Raw genomic sequence first — 16389 nt, 5'->3', positions numbered from 1 at the left:
TTGCGAGTGGATGTGTCTGCCAGCGGCGCCTGAAACATCTGCTTACAAAGCCGCCGCCGTCGGGGTTTGCCGGCCGTCGCGACGGCGGGCGATAGTGGCTCCATGGACGAGACTTCTCCCCGCCTGCTGCTGGTCGACGACGATCTGCGCCTGCGCGAACTGTTGCAGCGCTACCTGCAGTCGCAGGGCTTCGACGTGCGTGGCGTGGGCGACGGCGCACAGCTGCGGCAGGCGCTCGACCGCGGCCACTTCGACCTGATCGTGCTGGACCTGATGCTGCCCGGCGAGAACGGCCTGGACATCTGCCGGCGCCTGCGCGGGCAGGGCGACGTCACGCCCATCGTCATGCTGACCGCGAAGGGCGACGAGATCGACCGCATCGTCGGGCTGGAGATCGGCGCCGATGACTACGTGCCCAAACCGGTCAATCCGCGCGAACTGCTGGCGCGCATCCGTTCGGTGCTGCGGCGCACGCGACCGGTGCCGGGCGCACCGCAGGCCGAGGGCGGCGAGGTGGTGTTCGGGCCGTTTACGCTCGACCTCGGCCGGCGCGAACTGACCCGCGACGGCGCGCTGCTGCGGCTCACGAGTGGCGAGTTCGCCGTGCTGTCGGTGCTGCTGCGCCATCCACGCCAGCCACTCAGTCGCGACCGCCTGATGAGCCTGGCGCGCGGCCGCGAGCACGACGCCTTCGAGCGCAGCATGGACGTCACCATTGCGCGCCTGCGACGCCTGCTGGAAGACGATCCGCGCCAGCCGCGGCTGATCCAGACGGTGTGGGGCGTGGGCTACGTGTTCGTGCCGCCGGAGACCGCGGCATGAAGGCGCCCGTGCCACGCAGCGTGTTCGGCCAGTTGGTGCTGGTGATCGCCCTGGTACTGGTCGGTGCCGGCGCGCTGGCCCTGCTGCTGGGTCGCGAGTTCGCGACACGTCCCGCGGCGGACCAGCTGCTGCGCGCGATGCAGGGTTTCGCCGAAGTGGTGGAAGCGCTCGATCGCCACCAGCCGCATGCGCGCACCGTGCAGCAGTTGCGCGATGCCGGGCTGGAGGTGCGCGTCACGCCACCCGCGGATGCGCGGCCCCGCTTCGCGCCGTTGCTGCGCGAACTGCGCGAACAGGCCGGCGACACGCTCGGCACCGGGCGCGCGCTGCGGATCGACGCGGACCGGAGTTCGCGGGTGATCTGGCTGAAGCCGGCGACGCGCGAACCGCTGTGGGTGGCGTTCTCGTACGACCGGCCGATGACCGGCGCGCGGCGCTTCCCCATGCTGATGCTGCTCGGCTGCGTCGTGCTGGTGTGGCTGGCTGCCGCGTACTTCGCCCGTCGCCTGGTGCAGCCGCTGCGCCAGCTCGCTGCCGCCGCACCGGCCATCGTGCGCGGTGATGCGCCCCCCTCAGTACATGCGCGCGGCCCGCGCGAAGTGGTCGAACTGGCGCAGGCGCTGGGCGATGCCAGCCGCGACGTGCGCGCCGCCGCAGAAGAACGCGCGCTGCTGCTGGCCGGCATCTCGCACGACCTGCGCACGCCGCTGACGCGGCTGCAGTTCGCGCTGGAGATGGTGCCCGACACCGATCCCGAGCTGACCCGCAGCATGCACCGCGACATCGCCGAGATGGACGCCATCCTCGGCCAGTTCATCGCCTTCGCGCGCGACGGGCGCGACGAGGGCAGCGAATCCGTCGACCTGGCCGCGATCTGCCGGCACGCCGTCGCCGCCGCCTCGAAGGCGTGGCGGGTCGACCTGCCCGAGCACGCGCTGCTGCCGGGCAAGCCGATGGCGCTGCTGCGCGCGGTCGAGAACCTGTTGGTCAACGCCGAGCGGCACGGCGCGTTGCCGTTGTCGTTGCAGCTGTGGGCGGAAGGTGCGGCCTGGGTGGTCGAAGTCGCCGACGGCGGCCAGGGCCTCTCCGCGGACGCCGCCGAGCGTGCACGCCAGCCCTTTGTCCACGACCAGGCACAAGGCGGCAGCGGGCTGGGCCTGCCGATCGTCGACCGCGTCGCGCGCCAGCACAGCGGCGAACTGCGGCTGCTGCCGAATACACCCCACGGCCTGCGCGCGCAGCTTGTGTTGCGCGCCGGTTGATCCCGATGTCCCCACGAGGTGAAGCGATGAAGACGTTGCTCCGTGCCGGCCTGCTGACCGGTGTCCTGATCGCGGTCGTGTCGCCGCTCGCGGCGCAGACCTTCCGCGAACGCCTGCAGGAAATGCGCGATGCCTCCCGCGAGCCTGCGGCACGCACGCCGACGTTGCCGGCCGGCACACGCGCATTGCGTGATGTCGCCTATGGCGACGATCCTCGCCAGCGCTTCGACGTCTATCTGCCGGCGCAACCGAAGAGCGCACCGATCATCCTGTTCGTCCACGGCGGCGGCTGGGCCAACGGCAACAAGGACAATCCGGGTGTGGTCGAGAACAAGGCCGCGTACTGGTTGCCGAAGGGGTACATCCTGGTCTCCACCAACTACCGCATGCGGCCGGATACGGCGCCGCTTGACCAGGCGCGCGATGTCGCCCGCGCGCTGGCGGCGGTGCAGAAGCGCGCGCCCGAATGGAAGGGAGATGCCTCGCGCGTGCTGCTGATGGGCCACTCCGCCGGTGCGCATCTGATAGCGCTGGTAGGTGCGTCGTCGACGCTGTGGCGCGAGGCCGGGGCCACCAGGCCACGTGGCGTGGTCTCAGTGGACAGCGGTGCGCTGGATGTTCCGCAGACGATGCAGCGCCCGCCGTTTCCCGGCGTCTACCAGCGTGCGTTCGGCAACGACCGCAACGACTGGATCGCCGCCTCGCCTTACCACCAGCTCACGCGCGACGCAGTGCCGATGCTGTTCGTCTGTTCCTCGCGCCGCAAGGACGCGTGTCCGCAGGGGCGATCGATGGCGGAGAAGGCAAAGACGCTGGGCGTGGCGATGGAGGTGCTGCCAGAGGATCTCTCGCATGGCGAGGTGAATCGCGAGCTTGGCTTGCCTTCCGGCTACACGAACACCGTTGATGCATTCGTGCAGCGTCACCTGCAGTAGTGCTCGGTGTGGGAGCGACGTAAGTCGCGATGGGGCTTTACCGATCACCCATCGCGACTTACGTCGCTCCCACAAGAACCTCACATCGCGCTTCTCCCTTGCCCCGACCTTCTCCCGCGGATCCGGAGAGAGGGAGCAGCGCTATCAGCGCGTAATCCGCACCGCGCCCAGCGCTTCCTGCAAGCGCGCACGTGCCGTCGCTTCATCGAACGGCGGTGTGGTGGGCGGGTCGTAGACCTCCGGACGCGTACCAGTGATCAGCAGGTCGATGGCGATGCAGCGCTCGTTGCGCACATGGCGATACGCATCGACCGACTGGTAATGGCTCATCGCTGCATCACCGGCGCGGAAGTGGCGGAACGCCTGGCCGTCGATGCGCACCTCGTCGGGTTCTTCCGTCGTCGCGCCCTCCGGCGGATCCAGACAGGTCACCACCGCATGGCTGTCGGTGCTGGTGCCGATGCGCAGCTCGGCGGCCGTGATCTTGTCCGAGCCGTCCAGCACCAGCGCGACCAGCGGTTCGCCGCGGACGTCGGGCGCGGCGAACGTCTTCCATGCGCCGTCGGACAGGTAGCTGCGGCTGAAGTCGCGATGCAGCGTGAAGCCCGGCGTGGGCGCCAGCGCAATGCCGATCTCGTCGTCCGAGAACTGGAACTGCGGCGCCTCCCGGCCGGTCACGGGCGGTGCCGGATCGGCGATCTCGACCGCGGTCTGCGCGGCGGCTTCGACATCCTTCTCCTCCGGCGCGCGTTGGCAGCCGGCCAACAGCACAGCGGCCAGGGCGGCGTAGAGCGGGATACGGGCGATCGACATCATGGTGGTCTCCTCCGCGGCAGTCGTCCAGAGTCTGGCAAACCGCACGTGAAGCCGTTGCGTGAGCGCCCTGTGCCCTCAGCGAGGCTGTTTGACGGGCGGCGGTGGCGGTGGCGGCGGCGTGCCATCTGTGCGGCCGGCGATCCACGCCGGCGGGTAGTTGTCTGGAAGAGGCGTGACCCCGTAGATGGCTTGGATAACCGGCAGGATCTCGGGCCTCCGCAAGTTGCCCTTCAGATCCCCGGGATCGTAGAAACCATCGAGATCGAGCAGCGAGCCATCCGCTGCCGCCAGCGGAATCGTGTCGCCCTTCGCATCGGTGGCAATCAGGTAGTGGTGACCGACAACAAGATCGAGTCCGCCACACCAGGTGCTATGGAACGTGAGGTGCTTGTAGCCCGATGCGTTCCCGAAGAGGTTCTGCACGGGCGTGATCTTTCCTTCCGCCCACACCCTGCGGGCGGTGGATCCTTCCTCGTGGTACCGGGTTTCATCCAGACGGAAGACAAACACCGCCGTCGCACGTTTGAGGGCGCTCCGGAACGTCGGAGGCTCGGGGTAAGAGCAAGCGTGAGCCGCAAACGTGGCGCACGAAAGCGACACGCCCAACAAGACAACTGCAGCCCATCGGATCATTGACGACCTCTCCGCACTGCTGGCGACTATCACCGTAGCGATCAGGAGCCGTCAAACGAGGGCAGCTGCGCCATCAAATGGGGAAGTGCCTGCGCCGCCGTCGCCCGCCAGACGTGGTCCGCCTCCGCAGACAGCGCGGTCGGTTCCGGATTGATCTCCACCACCGTGGCGCCATGACGTCGCGCCAGCGCAGGCAGGCCGGCGGCGGGATACACCAGCCCTGACGTGCCCACGACCAGCATCAGGGTGCAGCGCGTCGCGGCCTCGGTGGCGGCGTCCCACGCATCGTCCGGCAGCGGTTCACCGAACCACACCACGCCCGGTCGGATGCGATCGCCGCAGGCCGTGCAGCGCATCGGCTCGACGCGCTGCAGGCCGTCCGCGTAGTCGTCGAGCGCGCCGTCACAGGTGTGGCCGCAGGCGAAGCAACGCAGCGCAAAGAGGCTGCCGTGCACATGCGCGTCGACCGTGCTGCCGCCGCGTTCGTGCAGGTCGTCGACGTTCTGGGTGACCAGCGACAGCGTCACGCGCCGCGCAAGATTCGCGAGCGCGCGATGACCGGCGTTCGGCTGTGCATCGCGGACCAGCTGCATGCGCCAGCGGTACCAGCCCCAGACCAGCGCGGGATCCTCTCGCCATGCCTCGGCCGTCGCCAAGCGCATCGGATCGAACCGCGACCACAGGCTGTCGTGGGTACCGCGGAAGGTGGGGATGCCGCTCTCGGCCGACATGCCGGCGCCGGTCAGCACGCAGAGGCGGCCGCCATTGGCGATCGTCCGCTGCAACGCGTCGGTGATCGCGGCAGGCACCGTGTCCACGCGCTCAGGCCTTGTGCGGCGCGGCCAGGTACTCGGCGCTCTGCATCTCGATCAGGCGCGAGGCCGTGCGTTCGAACGCGCCCTGCAACCGCGTGCCGGTGTATAGCGCGGTCGGCGTCGCCGCCGAGGTGCAGACCAGGTTGACGTGGCGGTCGTACAGCTCGTCGATCAGGTTGACGAAGCGGCGCGCCGCATCCTCGTTCATGCGATCGAACGTCGGAATGCCGCCCAGCAGCACGGTGTTGAACTCGTGCGCGACCTCGATGTAGTCCGTGGTGCCACGCGGGCCTTCGCACAGCGCGGCGAAGTCGAACCACGCGATGCTCTTGCCGCGGCCGCGCACCGGGATCTTGCGGCTGTCGATCTCGATGTTGCCCGCGGTCGCGTCTTCGCCGCCGGTCAGCTCGCGCCAGCGCGACGCCAGCCAGCCGTCGGATTCGCCGTCCAGCGGCGTGCGGTAGACCGGCGACCGCGTCAGTGCGCGCAGGCGGTAGTCTTCCTGCCCGTCCGAGCGCAGCACCACGCAGTGTTGCTGCAGCAGATCAATCGCCGGCAGGAAGCCCGCGCGCTGCAGGCCGTCCTTGTAGAGGTTTTCCGGCGCCGTGTTGGACGTGGTCACCAGGCTGATGCCCTCGGCGAACATGCGGTCCAGCAGGCGTGCCAGCAGCATCGCGTCGCCGATGTCGGTGACGAAGAACTCGTCCAGCACCAGCACGCGCAGCTTGCCGCGCACCTCGCGCACGATCTTCGCCAGTGGATCGCTCTCGCCTGTATGCGCACGCAAGCGCTCGTGCACGCCGCGCATGAAGCGGTGGAAGTGCGTGCGGTACTTGCCGCCGCCCTCCCCGTGCGCCTTGTTCTGCGACACCGAATACGTCGGCAGCGGCAGGTTGTCGTAGAACAGGTCGACCAGGAAGGTCTTGCCGCGTCCCACCTCACCCCAGTAGTACAGACCCTTCACCGTTTCCGGTGGCTTGGCGAACAGGCGGCCGAACAATCCGGACGAAGAAGGCTCCGCCAGCAACGCCGTGTGGATGCGGTCCAGCTCGGCCAGCGCGGGATGCTGCGCCGGATCGTCCTGCCATTGGCCCTGCGCCGCGCCGCGCGCGTAGATCTGCGACGGCGTCGGTGCCGTGTCCCGTGCCGCGTCCGTCATCACGCCGGCACGTAGGCTTTCATCGCGTGCTTGATGGCGCCGCGCAGGTCCATCAGCTTGCGGTGGAAGAAGTGGCTGGTCTCCGGCATGCGGATCAGTTCCGGCGGCTGCTTCAGGCCGTCGATCCAGTCGTACACCGCCTGCGGTTCGACAATCTCGTCCTGCTCGCCCTGGATCACCAGCCACGGACACGCCGGTGGCGTGATCGCGCTGAAATCCCAGCGGCCTGCCGGCGGCGCGATCGAGACCAGCGCGTCGGGCTGCAGTGCCTCGGTGGCGCGCAGCGACACATACGCGCCGAAGCTGAAACCGGCCAGCCACAGCTGCGTGCCGGGCCGCTGTTCGCGCACCCAGTCCACCACCGCGCGCAGGTCGTCGACTTCGCCGTCGCCGTGGTCGAACAGGCCACCCGACGCACCGGTGCCGCGGAAGTTGAAGCGCACCGTCACCGCGCCCAGTTCGCGCAGGCTGCGCGCCGCCATCACCACCACCTTGTTGTGCATGGTGCCGCCCTCGGTGGGCAGCGGATGGCAGACCACGGCGGTGATCGCCGCCACCGGCTCGCCGTCTTCCGGCCAGTCGACATGGGCTTCGAGCGGCCCATCGGGGCCGTCCAGGGTGATCGGGCCGGACGCAGCGGGGAAGGCGGGATTCGTCATGCCGCCATGATAAGCCCTGTGCCGTGGTGCGTTCGGCACCGGCGGCGGAACGCACTACCGACGAAAGCCCAACGGCATCGCGCGGCGCGGTATGCGATCCTGCCCTCCCCACGTCGTATCCCGCTGCACCATGGCATTCGATGCCTTCGCCCTGATCCTGGCCTTGCTGGCGCTCGGCATGCTGTTCGCGCGCCTGCGCGTGTTTCCCGAGAACGCGGCCGACGTCATCAACCGCGTCGTGCTGTACGTCTGCCTGCCGGCGGCCGTGCTGACCTACGTGCCGCGCCTGCATCTCGATGCCTCCCTGCTCGGCGTGGTGGTCACGCCCTGGCTGCTGGCCGCCGCGTCCGTCGCGCTGGTCGCGCTGGCCTCGCGGCTGCTGAAATTCCGTCGCGACGAACACGCGGTGCTGCTGCTGTGCGTGGCGCTGTGCAACAGCAGCTTCATCGGCTATCCGATGGTCAGTGCGCTGCTGGGCCAGCACGCGCTGCCGTATGCGGTGGTGTACGACCAGTTCGGCGCCTTCATCCTGCTATCGACGTTCGGCCTGTACGTGCTGGCGCGCTACGGCGGCGACGCGCCGCCGACGGCGCGCGAGATCATGCTGCGCATCGTGAAGTTTCCGCCGGTGTGGGCGCTGTTGTTCGGCCTGACGCTGATGCCGGAGCAGCCGCCGGCATGGATCGGGTCGGCCCTGCAGAAGCTGGCTGACGCCATGCTGCCGCTGGTGATGCTGGCGGTCGGCCTGACGATCCAGTTGAAGCTGCCGCGCGACGAAGTGAAGCCGCTCGCCGTCGGCCTGCTGCTGCGCCTGCTGGTGATGCCCGCGCTCGCCATCCCGCTGTCGCTGGCCTTCGGCATGACCGGCGAGATGTTGCAGGCGAACGTGCTGGAGTCCGCCATGCCCACCATGATCACTGCCGCCGCGCTGGCGATCTCGCACCAGCTCGCCCCGCGCCTGGCCGCGGCGCTCGTCGGCTACGGCATCCTGCTGTCGCTGGTCACGCTGCCGATGTGGGCGTGGGTCGTGGGTCGGATCGCGTGATCCGCGTCAGGCGATCAGCCGCCTCGCATCGCCACGCCGTGCGGTGGACTCGCGCGGCAACTGCGTCCACGTCTCCGCCATCGCCTTCACCGCACGCACCAGCGTGTCCTCCGGTTTGGCGTACGGAATCCGCAACCAGGTGTCCGCGCCGCCTTCCACGCTGAAGACCGGGCCGGGCGCCAGATAGACGCCCTTGCGCTCGACCTCGGTGGCCAACTGCGTGGCACTGCCGTGCGGCACGCGCACCCATAGCGACAGACCACCGTCGGGCAGGCGGAAACGCCAGTCGGGCAGGTGTTCGCGCAGCGCATCGGCGAGCGCGTCGCGTCGCTGCCGCAGCTGTTCGCGCCGCGTGGCCAGCACATCGTCCGCGGCGAGCATCTCCGCCACCACCAGCTGGTCGAACAGCGAGCTGCCCAGGTCCATCTGCACGCGCGTGGCGATCAGGCGGTCGACTGCGTCGCGCGGTGCGCGGATCCAGCCCACGCGCAGGCCGCCCCAGCACAGCTTCGACGCGCTGCCGACGGTGAACGCGTCCGGCGCATGCAACGCGAACGGTGTCGGCATCGGCGTGTCGGACAGGCAGGTCGACTGCAGCGTCTCGTCGACGATGGCGGTGGTGCGCGTCGCGCGCAGTGCGGCGGCATAGCGCACGCGTTGCGCCTCGCCCATCAGGAAACCGGTGGGATTCTGGAAATCGGGAATCAGGTAGGCCAGCCGCGGTGCAGTCTGCCGCAACGTCGCCTCGATCGCGGCCACGTCCCAGCCCTCGTCGCCGAGGGGATCGGCCATCGGTGCACTGACCAGCCGCGCGCCGCCGAGGCGCAACGCCTCGATCGCGTTCGAGTACACCGGCGATTCGATCATCACGCGATCGCCGGGACGCGTCAGCGCCCGCGCGATGATGGCGATGGCCGACAGCGCGCCCGAGGTGATGACGATCTGCTCCGGCGTGGTCGACAGGCCACGCTGTACGTAGTGCGTCGCGATGAGCGCCCGCAGTGCGGGCAGGCCCGAAGGCAGGTAACCATCGCTGGCCAGATAGGCGGGCAGCGCGTCCAGTGCGCGCGCATACGCTGCGGCGACGCCGGGCGTGGCGCCGCCCGCCGCGCAGTTCAGGTCGACCGCGCCGTCCTGCGATGCCGCCACGCCGACCGCATGCAGCGCGTGGTCGTGCGCGCGCCGGCGGTCGAGCGGCACCGCGGCGTACGTGCCGGCGCCCTGTCGCGCGGTGGCGAAGCCGGCGGCCACCAGGTCCGCATAGGCGCGCGTCACCGTATTGCGCGATACCCCGAGCACCGCGGTCACGGCGCGCTCGCTGGGCAGGCGCGTGCCAAGCGGGATGCGGCCGTCGCCGATCAGTTCCTGCAGGGCCTGGCGCAGGCCGCGGTAGGCGGGCGTGCGCGGGAAGTCGCCGACCAGGGTGGCGAGACGGTCCGGAGCCAATATGCGTTCCATGGGGCCACTATCCCACGATTGGCTCTATCGAAAAGAGCCAATCCGGAGGAAGGTGGCCCCATGAAACCGACCACGCCCCCCGCCGGACTCGTCAATCTCGGCCCGCTCGCGCAATTGAAAGCCGGCCGCCTGCCCGAACGCCTGCTGCGCCTCCTCGTCGGGCTGTGGCTGTACGGCCTGGCCATCGCGCTGATGATCGAAGGCGCGGTCGGCGCCTCGCCGTGGGACGTCTTCCACCTGGGCGTGTCGCAGCACGTGCCGCTGTCGTTCGGCATGGTCATGGTGGTGACCGCGGTCGCGGTGCTGCTGGCGTGGATCCCGCTGCGGCAGATGCCGGGCCTGGGCACGGTGGCCAACACGCTGCTGCTCGGGCCGTTCGCCGACCTCAATCTCGCCCTGCTCGGCACGCCGGACGGCCTGCCGCTGCGCTGCGCCTATCTGCTAGCCGGCGTGGTGCTGTGTGCGGTCGCCACCGCGATGTACATCGGCGCGCAACTCGGCCCCGGCCCGCGCGATGGACTGATGACCGGCCTCGCACGTCGCACCGGCTGGTCGATCCGCAGCATCCGCACGCTGATCGAAGTCACCGTGTTGGTCATCGGCGTGCTGCTGGGCGGCGTGGTGGGCGTGGGAACGCTGGTGTTCGCGTTCGGCGTGGGCCCGCTGACGCAGTTCTTCCTGCGCTATCTGGTAGTGCGCCTGGACACCCCCGTACGCACCCCGCTCGGAGACACGCCATGACCGCTGCCGTCCTGCGCTACAGCGCGTTCACCACCGATCCCGCGGGCGGCAATCCCGCCGGTGTGGTGCTGGATGCGCGCAGCCTGGATGACGCGGCCATGCAACGCATCGCCGCCGATCTGGGCTATTCGGAAACCGCCTTCCTGCTGCCGCGTGCCGATGGCGACCTCGATGTGCGCTACTTCAGTCCGCTGGCCGAAGTGAGCTTCTGCGGACACGCGACCATCGCGGCGATGGTGGCGCGCGCACGCGCACACGGCCCCGGCGATGTCGTGCTGCACACGCAGGCCGGACGCGTGCGCGTCACGGTCGGTGACGATCTCGCCGCCACGCTGACGAGCGTGACGCCGCGCGTCGATGCGTTGTCGGCCGAACATCTGGATGCACTGCTCGCGACGCTCGGCTGGCGCCATGACGATCTCGATGCCACGCTGCCGCCCGGACTCGCGTACGCGGGCGCGTGGCATCCGGTCGTCGCGGCCGCATCGCGCGCACGCCTGGCCGAGCTGCACTACGACTTCGATGCCCTCGCCGCGTTGATGAAGGTGCGCGGCTGGACCACGGTGAACCTGGTGTGGCGCGAGGACGCGCAGACACTTCACGCGCGCAACCCGTTCCCGCCCGGTGGCGTGGTGGAAGACCCCGCCACCGGCGCCGCCGCGGCCGCGCTCGGCGCCTACCTCGCCGCGCGCGACCAGCTGCCTGCGTCGCGTGCGTTCGTCATCCACCAGGGCCACGACCTTGGCCGGCCCAGCGTGCTGAAGGTGGAGGTCCCGGCCGAGGTACGTGACGGCGTGCGCGTCAGCGGGACGGCGGTCGAGATCAGCGCGACAGATTGAAGCGGTGGCGCCGTCATTCCTCGTCCGGCCTTCCCTGCAGGTAGTCTTCCCAGGCTTCCAGATAGTCCGCCCGCTGCGGAATCGCGCGTGCGGGATCAAGCTGGATCAGCGTGGCTCCGGAAGGTGCGAGCAGAGCGCTCGCCTGTGCAAAGCGCTCCGCGTCGAGCAGCAGGTAAAGACGCGGCCAGGCACGCATGCCGGGATGGAAGCTGGCGGCTTCCTGCTTGAGCAGATCCAGCAGCGCGTCCTGTGACAGCGCGCCGAGCATGATCACGTCCCGCGCCTTCGCGTCCTGCAGGCGTGCATGCAGCCTCCCCACTTCCTTGGCGTAACCCGGATCGGCCGGGGAGGGCACGACGAATGTCGCGGGAAACCCCGCTTCGTCCTCGTCGAGTCGCGAGAATGCCTCGCGCAGATAGACATGCCAGTCGAGCGGCTCGCGGGAATCCGGCGGCAGCAGCGGCACGACCGCCTGTTCAAGCTCGTCAGCGAGCAGCGCCCGTTGCGTGGCCAGCGCGGTGGCCGCTTCTTTCTGGGCGGGCATCCAGACCTCCGGCGCGGGGAGCGCGACCGATCCGTCGCGGGGGTCGAAGACCACATCGACGAACTGCGTGTGCGTGTCGTCCTCTTCCTCGGCGCCTTCTGACGGCACCACCACCGGCACCACAATCCTGATGCCGTCCCTGTCGATGCGCGGACTATCGCGCCAGTGCAGCGAGCTCACGCTGCGCGGCAGCGCCATCACGTACTCCCTGGGGAGGAAGTCGACCAGCGCGTACTTTGCTATGAGCGAACCTGCCGGGTCGTACAGCACCACCGCATGCGGGCCGAAACCCATGCTGACCCAGTTGTCGAGCGTCATCACGTAGCCGCCTTCGGTCACCAGGACGCTCACCGGGGCCACTTCGTTGAGAAGGTGGTGCTGCCATGCGCGGCGGCATGTGCCGCCGATGCAATGCTCCATGGTCCCGCGCGCGGACGTCCGCGCATCATTGGCGACTTCGCCCGATCGATCCTCGCCTGCGGTCTGGTCGCCCACGTGGGCGCCCTGATCAGACGACACGGAGGGTTCGATGGTGAGCCGCCATGCATCATCACTGGACGCGTATGTCTGCGTGGTCGCGGGGCGCCACGTATCGGCATTCGCGACCATCGTGGCCTGCAGTGTGGTCAGCAGAAGGGCGAGACGGCACAGGTCGCGCAGGGGCATGGCGTCTATCCATGGAAGAAGAACCGCGACGATACCGCACGCGGAGCCGCGCGCCGGCTTGAATCCATCGCGGCAGGCATGCGACGGTGCTCCCTCGTTTCCCGACAGGAGTGGGGCATGCGCAAGGCAGGGCAGGTGGGGCTGTGGCTGGTGTTGGTGGTGGCGTCATGGATGCCGGTGTCGGCAATGGCGCAGGACGGTCCGCCGGAGTCGCCCCCCTCGCGAATCGAGTCCGATCCCGCGCTGAGCGCGGCCAGCGAGGCCTGGCACGCCGCATGGCGCAAGGACGTCCAGGCATACCTGCGCACCGTCGCGGCGCGCGGGATGCCACGGGACCTGCTGATCGCGGGCTGGTTGTGGCCCGTGGAAAGCGATGACACGTCCCGTCCCGAGGACGTCGCGGCCGCGAACGAACAGGCGCGCCTCTGGATACAGGCCGCCTACGACACTGCACGCGGCGACGACGCACTGGTGGACTGGGCACTGCTGGAGGTCTGCAGGATGACGGGTGCGACCTGCGATCGTGCCCAGCTACTGCAGCGGCTGGTCTCCGCCGATCCCGGCAACGCCGAGGTTCTGCTTGCCGCGTACCAGGACGCCGTCGAACGCCGGGACACGGCAGCGGCCGAACGCTACTGGCAGGCCGCGGCTGCGGGTACGCACTACCACCCCCGCATCAATGCGCTGGGCACGCTGATGGTGTCGGCACTGCGGCAGGCGCCCGCGCCAGCCCTGGACCCTGCGCTTGCTGCCGCGATAGGCGAGGACATCCAGCTGGGGCGCGACGCCACGCCACGCGACATGGCGGACATTGTGGTCATGGCGCGGAACTCCGCCGTTGCCGTCCCGACGCTTGTGCCTATCAGGCAGCGCTGTACTGCCCAGGTCGGGGCGATTCCGCCAGCCACGCGTTTGGCATGCAAGCGGATCTATACGTTGCTGGCCAATGACGAGACGACGCTGATCACGTCGATGCTGAGTCTGCCGCGCCTGGTCGAGTGGGCGGAGACCGATGCCGAGCGCGATGCCGCTCGCGAGCGTCTGCGGCGCTTCGCCTGGGTCTACGAGAGCCTGCATCGTCTGGACGACCCTTCCGCCCCCGAGCAGAAAGTCCCTGGGGACTACATCGACGTTCTGTTCCGGGATGGCGAGTTCGCCGCCCTGCGTCTCCGGCTGGAAATCAATGGCATTCCCACCGAACCGCCCTCGGGGTGGCTGCCCGAACATCCGGGCTGGCGCGCCCTGCTGACAGGTGCGCAGTCCCGCGATCCTTGACGTAGCGGAGGGCGAAAGTGAGTATCCGCGCTGTCGCCCCGGGATGGGGTCTGTCAGGCGTCAGGCGCCCAGGCGGATGGATCGCATGCCGCACCCACAATACTTGATTGCCCACGCCTGCTTTGATTGCTGCAAGAGCTTCAAGGTCGCGCCCCGGCTAACGTATTCCGCGGTGTGCCCGGGCTGCGGCGGCACACTCCATGAGATGGGCCGCTCGTTCAAGGCGCCGCCCGCCAGGAATCTGGAGCAGTGGGCAAAGGTGCAGGCGTTGTTTGAGGCCGGCTTCCGCTTCTTCAGCTATCGCAGCACCTCCGGTCCCTCGTTGCCGGACAGGCTCGCGGAAGTGGAAGCATTTATTCGCGACAATCCTGCGCATCCCCTCCGCGTGGCGGCACCCAGCAACGTATCCAGCGCATAGGTTGGGGTGAACGGATTGAACCCCAACATCGTTATCCACAAACGCCGATGTGTTGGGGTTCGCAGGCTCACCCCAACCTATGCACTGGCCAGCGAGCGCTTCCAAGTGAGATCGTGCGGCGGCCCCCGATGAATCAAACCACGGCCGTCCGGACACCATGATCTCAAGGCGTTGGAAGAAGCGTGGTTTGATCTTTGCCGTAGTGGTCATCGCAATCCTGATGATTGGAGCAATCAAGACGGACGTGCCCGCCCACCTGCAAGGATCCCTCGTGATCCAGGGCCGGATTGTGGACTGCGATTTTCAACAGATCGGGCGTCGCGGCGGCGATTTCTTCATGGGTATCAGGCTCGACGAGCCTGCTGCTCCCTATCTCAGGTTCAATGGGCGAAGATCGGAAAGGTCGGTGTACGAAGCGCTCTGCGCCCGCAAGCCGACGGTTCGCGTCACCTATCATGCGGTCAAGCGCATCATCGGCCCTGTTCGCTTCTGGATTGATGATGTCGTAGAGGGCTGACAAGATCATTCAACCCGAAGCCGCGTCGCGGCTAAGTTCAACGCAGGCATGAAGCCTCTGGGGATATTTCGATGAGAAGGTTGGCGTTGGTGGCAATGCTCGGGCTGGGGATCAGTGCCGCTGCGTTCGCGCAGGACATCGCGGAGTCTCCGGACTCGGATATCGGGTACGCCAGTCCGGAGGCGGCACTCGAGGCTCTTCGCAACAAACCCGGCGTCACGCTCAAGGAGCAGAACGACTGGGTGGTACTCAACGACCGCGAAACGCTCACGCTGTGGTCCATCACCACCGCCCAGCACCCGGCCCATCCCACGGCGGTGAAGCGCGCCGTGCTGGAGAAGGACGGAGGGGTGTACCTGGACATGCAGGTGAAGTGCGGCGCCTCGAAAGCCGTATGCGACGAGGTGGTGCGACAGTTCCAGCAACTCAACGACGGCATCCGCAAGTCGATGGGTCAGTAGGCCCGCACTCCAGTCGAGCTGACCGCAACTTCGTCGCGCTGTTCAATCCAGGCACCGGATACCCATGGCAAGAACCTTGGCAATCGCTTATCTACTCACTTTTGTTGCCCTGGGCATGATGGTCGTGCTGGTTCGTAGTGCATTGCCGGGTGTTGATGGCCTGACCACCTTCTTCTACATGAACCTCGTCGGTTTGCTCATGCTGCCTGCGGCGGTGCTGTTCTTTCGGGGTGGACGCTCTTCGTCAGGTGCCCTGCGCAAGCTGCTGGCCTACGGACTGTCGATCGCCACGGCGTTCATGGGTGTGGGGTCGTCAGTGGCGGTCGTGCTTTTCCTGCTGGGCGTCGTGGAACCCAGTTGATGCCAGAAGCCCCACCAGCGCATAGGTTGGGATAGGAACGGAGTGAGCCCCAATGTCGTCATCCCCAAACGCCGATGTTTTGTGGCTTGCAGGCTCACCCCGATCGATGCGCTGCTTGCCTTCTGGCTGACGGGCGCGGTGCTCTTTCCGTTCCTGGCGCCCCTCCGTGCACGCATGGCGCAGCAGTCCATCACCGTGCCGGGCATGGCCGGGACCCTCGCGCTCTGACTGACTGTCGCCGTGGATGCGCATGCGCTCCTCCGGCGCAGGACCCTGGGCCTGACGCCCAGCCCCGCGCCGGTGATCGTCCTGGCGTTCTCCGGCCAGCCGGCCTGAGCGCTTGCCGTCGCCACCTCCTGGGCCGTCGTGTTTGCCGCCCCGTTTCTTCTCGTACTATCGCGGAGCTTGCCGGGGACCGCATCCGGGCCGAAGGCACGCTTGTCGCCGGATCGGCCCATGCCATGCGCAGGCGCTCGCCGCCATCCGCTCACTTCAGGGGATCATCGTGGACCTCAGCAACATCACCTTCAACAAGAACCACAAGCTGGAAGCGGCGGCGAAGGACGCCGCCACGGGCATCAAGCTGTTGACGCTGGCCTTCGCCGCAGGCGTGCTCGCCATCGTGCTGGCGCTGGTGGCATCACAGGCGCAGACGTCCAACACGCTGCTGACGATCGTCAGCTTCGCGTTCTCCTTCATTGCTTTCGCGGCCGGTGCGTACGGCGCGTATCTGGCGGCCACGGCGCTGGACTGGGCCGGTTACATCACCGCGGCGATCATGTTGGGCGCGATCATTCCCTACCTGAAGTTCCTGTTCTTCATCGTGCTGCTGGCGTTTTCGATCGACCTGGTGCGCAAGGCGGGCTACGTGTTCTCGTTCGTCGGTCCACTGCGCAAGCGGGCGACGCCCTGACCCGCGATCGCTTGCCGGACCGGACCTATGGAAACACAAGGTGCACGGCG

At 68.3% G+C, this 16389-nt stretch carries 20 protein-coding genes; 13 read left to right on the top strand and 7 right to left on the bottom strand.

From position 1 onward, the window contains the following. Positions 1–102 precede the first annotated feature (102 nt). From ompR to IB225_RS16100, 3 genes are read left to right on the top strand one after another with little or no spacing between them, the layout of a single operon-like run. On the top strand, positions 103–822 hold the full coding sequence (gene ompR, locus IB225_RS16110) for a two-component system response regulator OmpR (protein WP_192312382.1): 720 nt from the start codon (positions 103–105) through the stop codon (positions 820–822). Continuing rightward, positions 819–2084 carry an ATP-binding protein gene (locus tag IB225_RS16105; protein ID WP_192312372.1) on the top strand — a complete coding sequence of 422 codons (1266 nt, stop codon included), beginning with the start codon at positions 819–821 and terminating at the stop codon, positions 2082–2084. Before ompR ends, IB225_RS16105 begins: the two co-directional genes overlap by 4 nt. 26 nt (positions 2085–2110) lie before the next feature. After that, positions 2111–3019 carry an alpha/beta hydrolase gene (locus tag IB225_RS16100; RefSeq protein ID WP_192312370.1) on the top strand — a complete coding sequence of 303 codons (909 nt, stop codon included), beginning with the start codon at positions 2111–2113 and terminating at the stop codon, positions 3017–3019. Between the two features lie 144 nt (positions 3020–3163). Here the strand turns inward: IB225_RS16100 and IB225_RS16095 are convergent, their stop codons facing one another. The 5 genes from IB225_RS16095 to IB225_RS16075 all read right to left on the bottom strand — a co-directional run bounded on the left by IB225_RS16095 (position 3164) and on the right by IB225_RS16075 (position 7101). Beyond that, positions 3164–3835, bottom strand: a complete 672-nt coding sequence (locus IB225_RS16095; RefSeq protein WP_192312368.1) for a hypothetical protein — start codon at positions 3833–3835, stop codon at positions 3164–3166. Between the two features lie 75 nt (positions 3836–3910). Beyond that, complete coding sequence (locus IB225_RS16090; RefSeq protein ID WP_192312366.1) at positions 3911–4345, bottom strand: hypothetical protein; 435 nt, start codon at positions 4343–4345, stop codon at positions 3911–3913. Positions 4346–4509: 164 nt separating this feature from the next. Continuing rightward, positions 4510–5286, bottom strand: a complete 777-nt coding sequence (locus tag IB225_RS16085; RefSeq protein WP_345776632.1) for an NAD-dependent deacylase — start codon at positions 5284–5286, stop codon at positions 4510–4512. 4 nt (positions 5287–5290) lie between these two features. Further along, positions 5291–6442, bottom strand: coding sequence for a cell division protein ZapE (gene zapE / locus IB225_RS16080; RefSeq protein ID WP_192312364.1), 1152 nt, complete (start codon positions 6440–6442; stop codon positions 5291–5293). After that, entirely contained in the window at positions 6442–7101 is a 660-nt protein-coding gene (locus IB225_RS16075) for an alpha/beta fold hydrolase (protein ID WP_192312362.1), read from the bottom strand. The genes zapE and IB225_RS16075 overlap by 1 nt, the downstream gene beginning before the upstream one ends. 130 nt (positions 7102–7231) lie before the next feature. On the opposite strand from IB225_RS16075, the gene IB225_RS16070 reads away from it, so the two are divergent. Beyond that, the gene (locus IB225_RS16070) at positions 7232–8146 is read left to right on the top strand and encodes an AEC family transporter (protein WP_192312360.1); all 915 of its coding nucleotides are present in this window, start codon (positions 7232–7234) and stop codon (positions 8144–8146) included. 6 nt (positions 8147–8152) lie between these two features. Here the strand turns inward: IB225_RS16070 and IB225_RS16065 are convergent, their stop codons facing one another. Continuing rightward, positions 8153–9604 carry a PLP-dependent aminotransferase family protein gene (locus IB225_RS16065; RefSeq protein ID WP_192312358.1) on the bottom strand — a complete coding sequence of 484 codons (1452 nt, stop codon included), beginning with the start codon at positions 9602–9604 and terminating at the stop codon, positions 8153–8155. Between the two features lie 60 nt (positions 9605–9664). Between IB225_RS16065 and IB225_RS16060 the strand changes: the two genes are divergently transcribed. Both IB225_RS16060 and IB225_RS16055 read left to right on the top strand, forming a co-directional pair. Continuing rightward, the gene (locus IB225_RS16060; RefSeq protein WP_192312356.1) at positions 9665–10345 is read left to right on the top strand and encodes a hypothetical protein; all 681 of its coding nucleotides are present in this window, start codon (positions 9665–9667) and stop codon (positions 10343–10345) included. Next, positions 10342–11184, top strand: coding sequence for a PhzF family phenazine biosynthesis isomerase (locus tag IB225_RS16055; RefSeq protein WP_192312354.1), 843 nt, complete (start codon positions 10342–10344; stop codon positions 11182–11184). Before IB225_RS16060 ends, IB225_RS16055 begins: the two co-directional genes overlap by 4 nt. A gap of 13 nt (positions 11185–11197) precedes the next feature. Here the strand turns inward: IB225_RS16055 and IB225_RS16050 are convergent, their stop codons facing one another. Further along, positions 11198–12337 (bottom strand): hypothetical protein, encoded by a 1140-nt coding sequence (locus IB225_RS16050; protein ID WP_192312352.1) that lies wholly within the window; start codon positions 12335–12337, stop codon positions 11198–11200. Positions 12338–12511: 174 nt separating this feature from the next. Here IB225_RS16050 and IB225_RS16045 point away from each other — a divergent pair, with 174 nt between their 5' ends. From IB225_RS16045 to IB225_RS16015, 7 genes are all read left to right on the top strand, one after another. Then, on the top strand, positions 12512–13669 hold the full coding sequence (locus IB225_RS16045; RefSeq protein ID WP_192312351.1) for a hypothetical protein: 1158 nt from the start codon (positions 12512–12514) through the stop codon (positions 13667–13669). Between the two features lie 85 nt (positions 13670–13754). Next, entirely contained in the window at positions 13755–14087 is a 333-nt protein-coding gene (locus IB225_RS16040; protein WP_192312349.1) for a hypothetical protein, read from the top strand. A 187-nt stretch (positions 14088–14274) separates the two neighbouring features. Continuing rightward, positions 14275–14604 carry a hypothetical protein gene (locus IB225_RS16035; RefSeq protein WP_192312347.1) on the top strand — a complete coding sequence of 110 codons (330 nt, stop codon included), beginning with the start codon at positions 14275–14277 and terminating at the stop codon, positions 14602–14604. 71 nt (positions 14605–14675) lie between these two features. Next, positions 14676–15065, top strand: coding sequence for a molecular chaperone DnaJ (locus tag IB225_RS16030; RefSeq protein ID WP_192312345.1), 390 nt, complete (start codon positions 14676–14678; stop codon positions 15063–15065). Between the two features lie 64 nt (positions 15066–15129). Beyond that, a complete protein-coding gene (locus tag IB225_RS16025) occupies positions 15130–15426 on the top strand; it encodes a hypothetical protein (protein WP_192312343.1) in 297 nt (98 codons plus the stop codon). A 42-nt stretch (positions 15427–15468) separates the two neighbouring features. After that, complete coding sequence (locus tag IB225_RS16020) at positions 15469–15654, top strand: hypothetical protein (RefSeq protein ID WP_192312341.1); 186 nt, start codon at positions 15469–15471, stop codon at positions 15652–15654. Between the two features lie 277 nt (positions 15655–15931). Continuing rightward, positions 15932–16339, top strand: coding sequence for a hypothetical protein (locus IB225_RS16015; protein ID WP_192312339.1), 408 nt, complete (start codon positions 15932–15934; stop codon positions 16337–16339). Positions 16340–16389 lie beyond the last annotated feature (50 nt).

It is taken from the genome of Pseudoxanthomonas sp. PXM02 (assembly GCF_014851805.1).
Taxonomy (GTDB): domain Bacteria; phylum Pseudomonadota; class Gammaproteobacteria; order Xanthomonadales; family Xanthomonadaceae; genus Pseudoxanthomonas_A.
This window is presented reverse-complemented; position numbering and strand designations above follow the sequence as displayed.

Bases quoted from the DNA above. Each gene is read 5' to 3' on its own strand.
- IB225_RS16060 (WP_192312356.1), top strand. From the start codon at position 9,665: ATGAAACCGACCACGCCCCCCGCCGGACTCGTCAATCTCGGCCCGCTC.
- IB225_RS16045 (WP_192312351.1), top strand. From the start codon at position 12,512: ATGCGCAAGGCAGGGCAGGTGGGGCTGTGGCTGGTGTTGGTGGTGGCG.
- IB225_RS16030 (WP_192312345.1), top strand. From the start codon at position 14,676: ATGAGAAGGTTGGCGTTGGTGGCAATGCTCGGGCTGGGGATCAGTGCC.
- IB225_RS16070 (WP_192312360.1), top strand. From the start codon at position 7,232: ATGGCATTCGATGCCTTCGCCCTGATCCTGGCCTTGCTGGCGCTCGGC.
- IB225_RS16075 (WP_192312362.1), bottom strand. From the start codon at position 7,101: ATGACGAATCCCGCCTTCCCCGCTGCGTCCGGCCCGATCACCCTGGAC.
- IB225_RS16065 (WP_192312358.1), bottom strand. From the start codon at position 9,604: ATGGAACGCATATTGGCTCCGGACCGTCTCGCCACCCTGGTCGGCGAC.
- IB225_RS16040 (WP_192312349.1), top strand. From the start codon at position 13,755: ATGCCGCACCCACAATACTTGATTGCCCACGCCTGCTTTGATTGCTGC.
- IB225_RS16095 (WP_192312368.1), bottom strand. From the start codon at position 3,835: ATGATGTCGATCGCCCGTATCCCGCTCTACGCCGCCCTGGCCGCTGTG.
- ompR (WP_192312382.1), top strand. From the start codon at position 103: ATGGACGAGACTTCTCCCCGCCTGCTGCTGGTCGACGACGATCTGCGC.
- zapE (WP_192312364.1), bottom strand. From the start codon at position 6,442: ATGACGGACGCGGCACGGGACACGGCACCGACGCCGTCGCAGATCTAC.
- IB225_RS16105 (WP_192312372.1), top strand. From the start codon at position 819: ATGAAGGCGCCCGTGCCACGCAGCGTGTTCGGCCAGTTGGTGCTGGTG.
- IB225_RS16055 (WP_192312354.1), top strand. From the start codon at position 10,342: ATGACCGCTGCCGTCCTGCGCTACAGCGCGTTCACCACCGATCCCGCG.
- IB225_RS16025 (WP_192312343.1), top strand. From the start codon at position 15,130: ATGGCAAGAACCTTGGCAATCGCTTATCTACTCACTTTTGTTGCCCTG.
- IB225_RS16100 (WP_192312370.1), top strand. From the start codon at position 2,111: ATGAAGACGTTGCTCCGTGCCGGCCTGCTGACCGGTGTCCTGATCGCG.
- IB225_RS16050 (WP_192312352.1), bottom strand. From the start codon at position 12,337: ATGGTCGCGAATGCCGATACGTGGCGCCCCGCGACCACGCAGACATAC.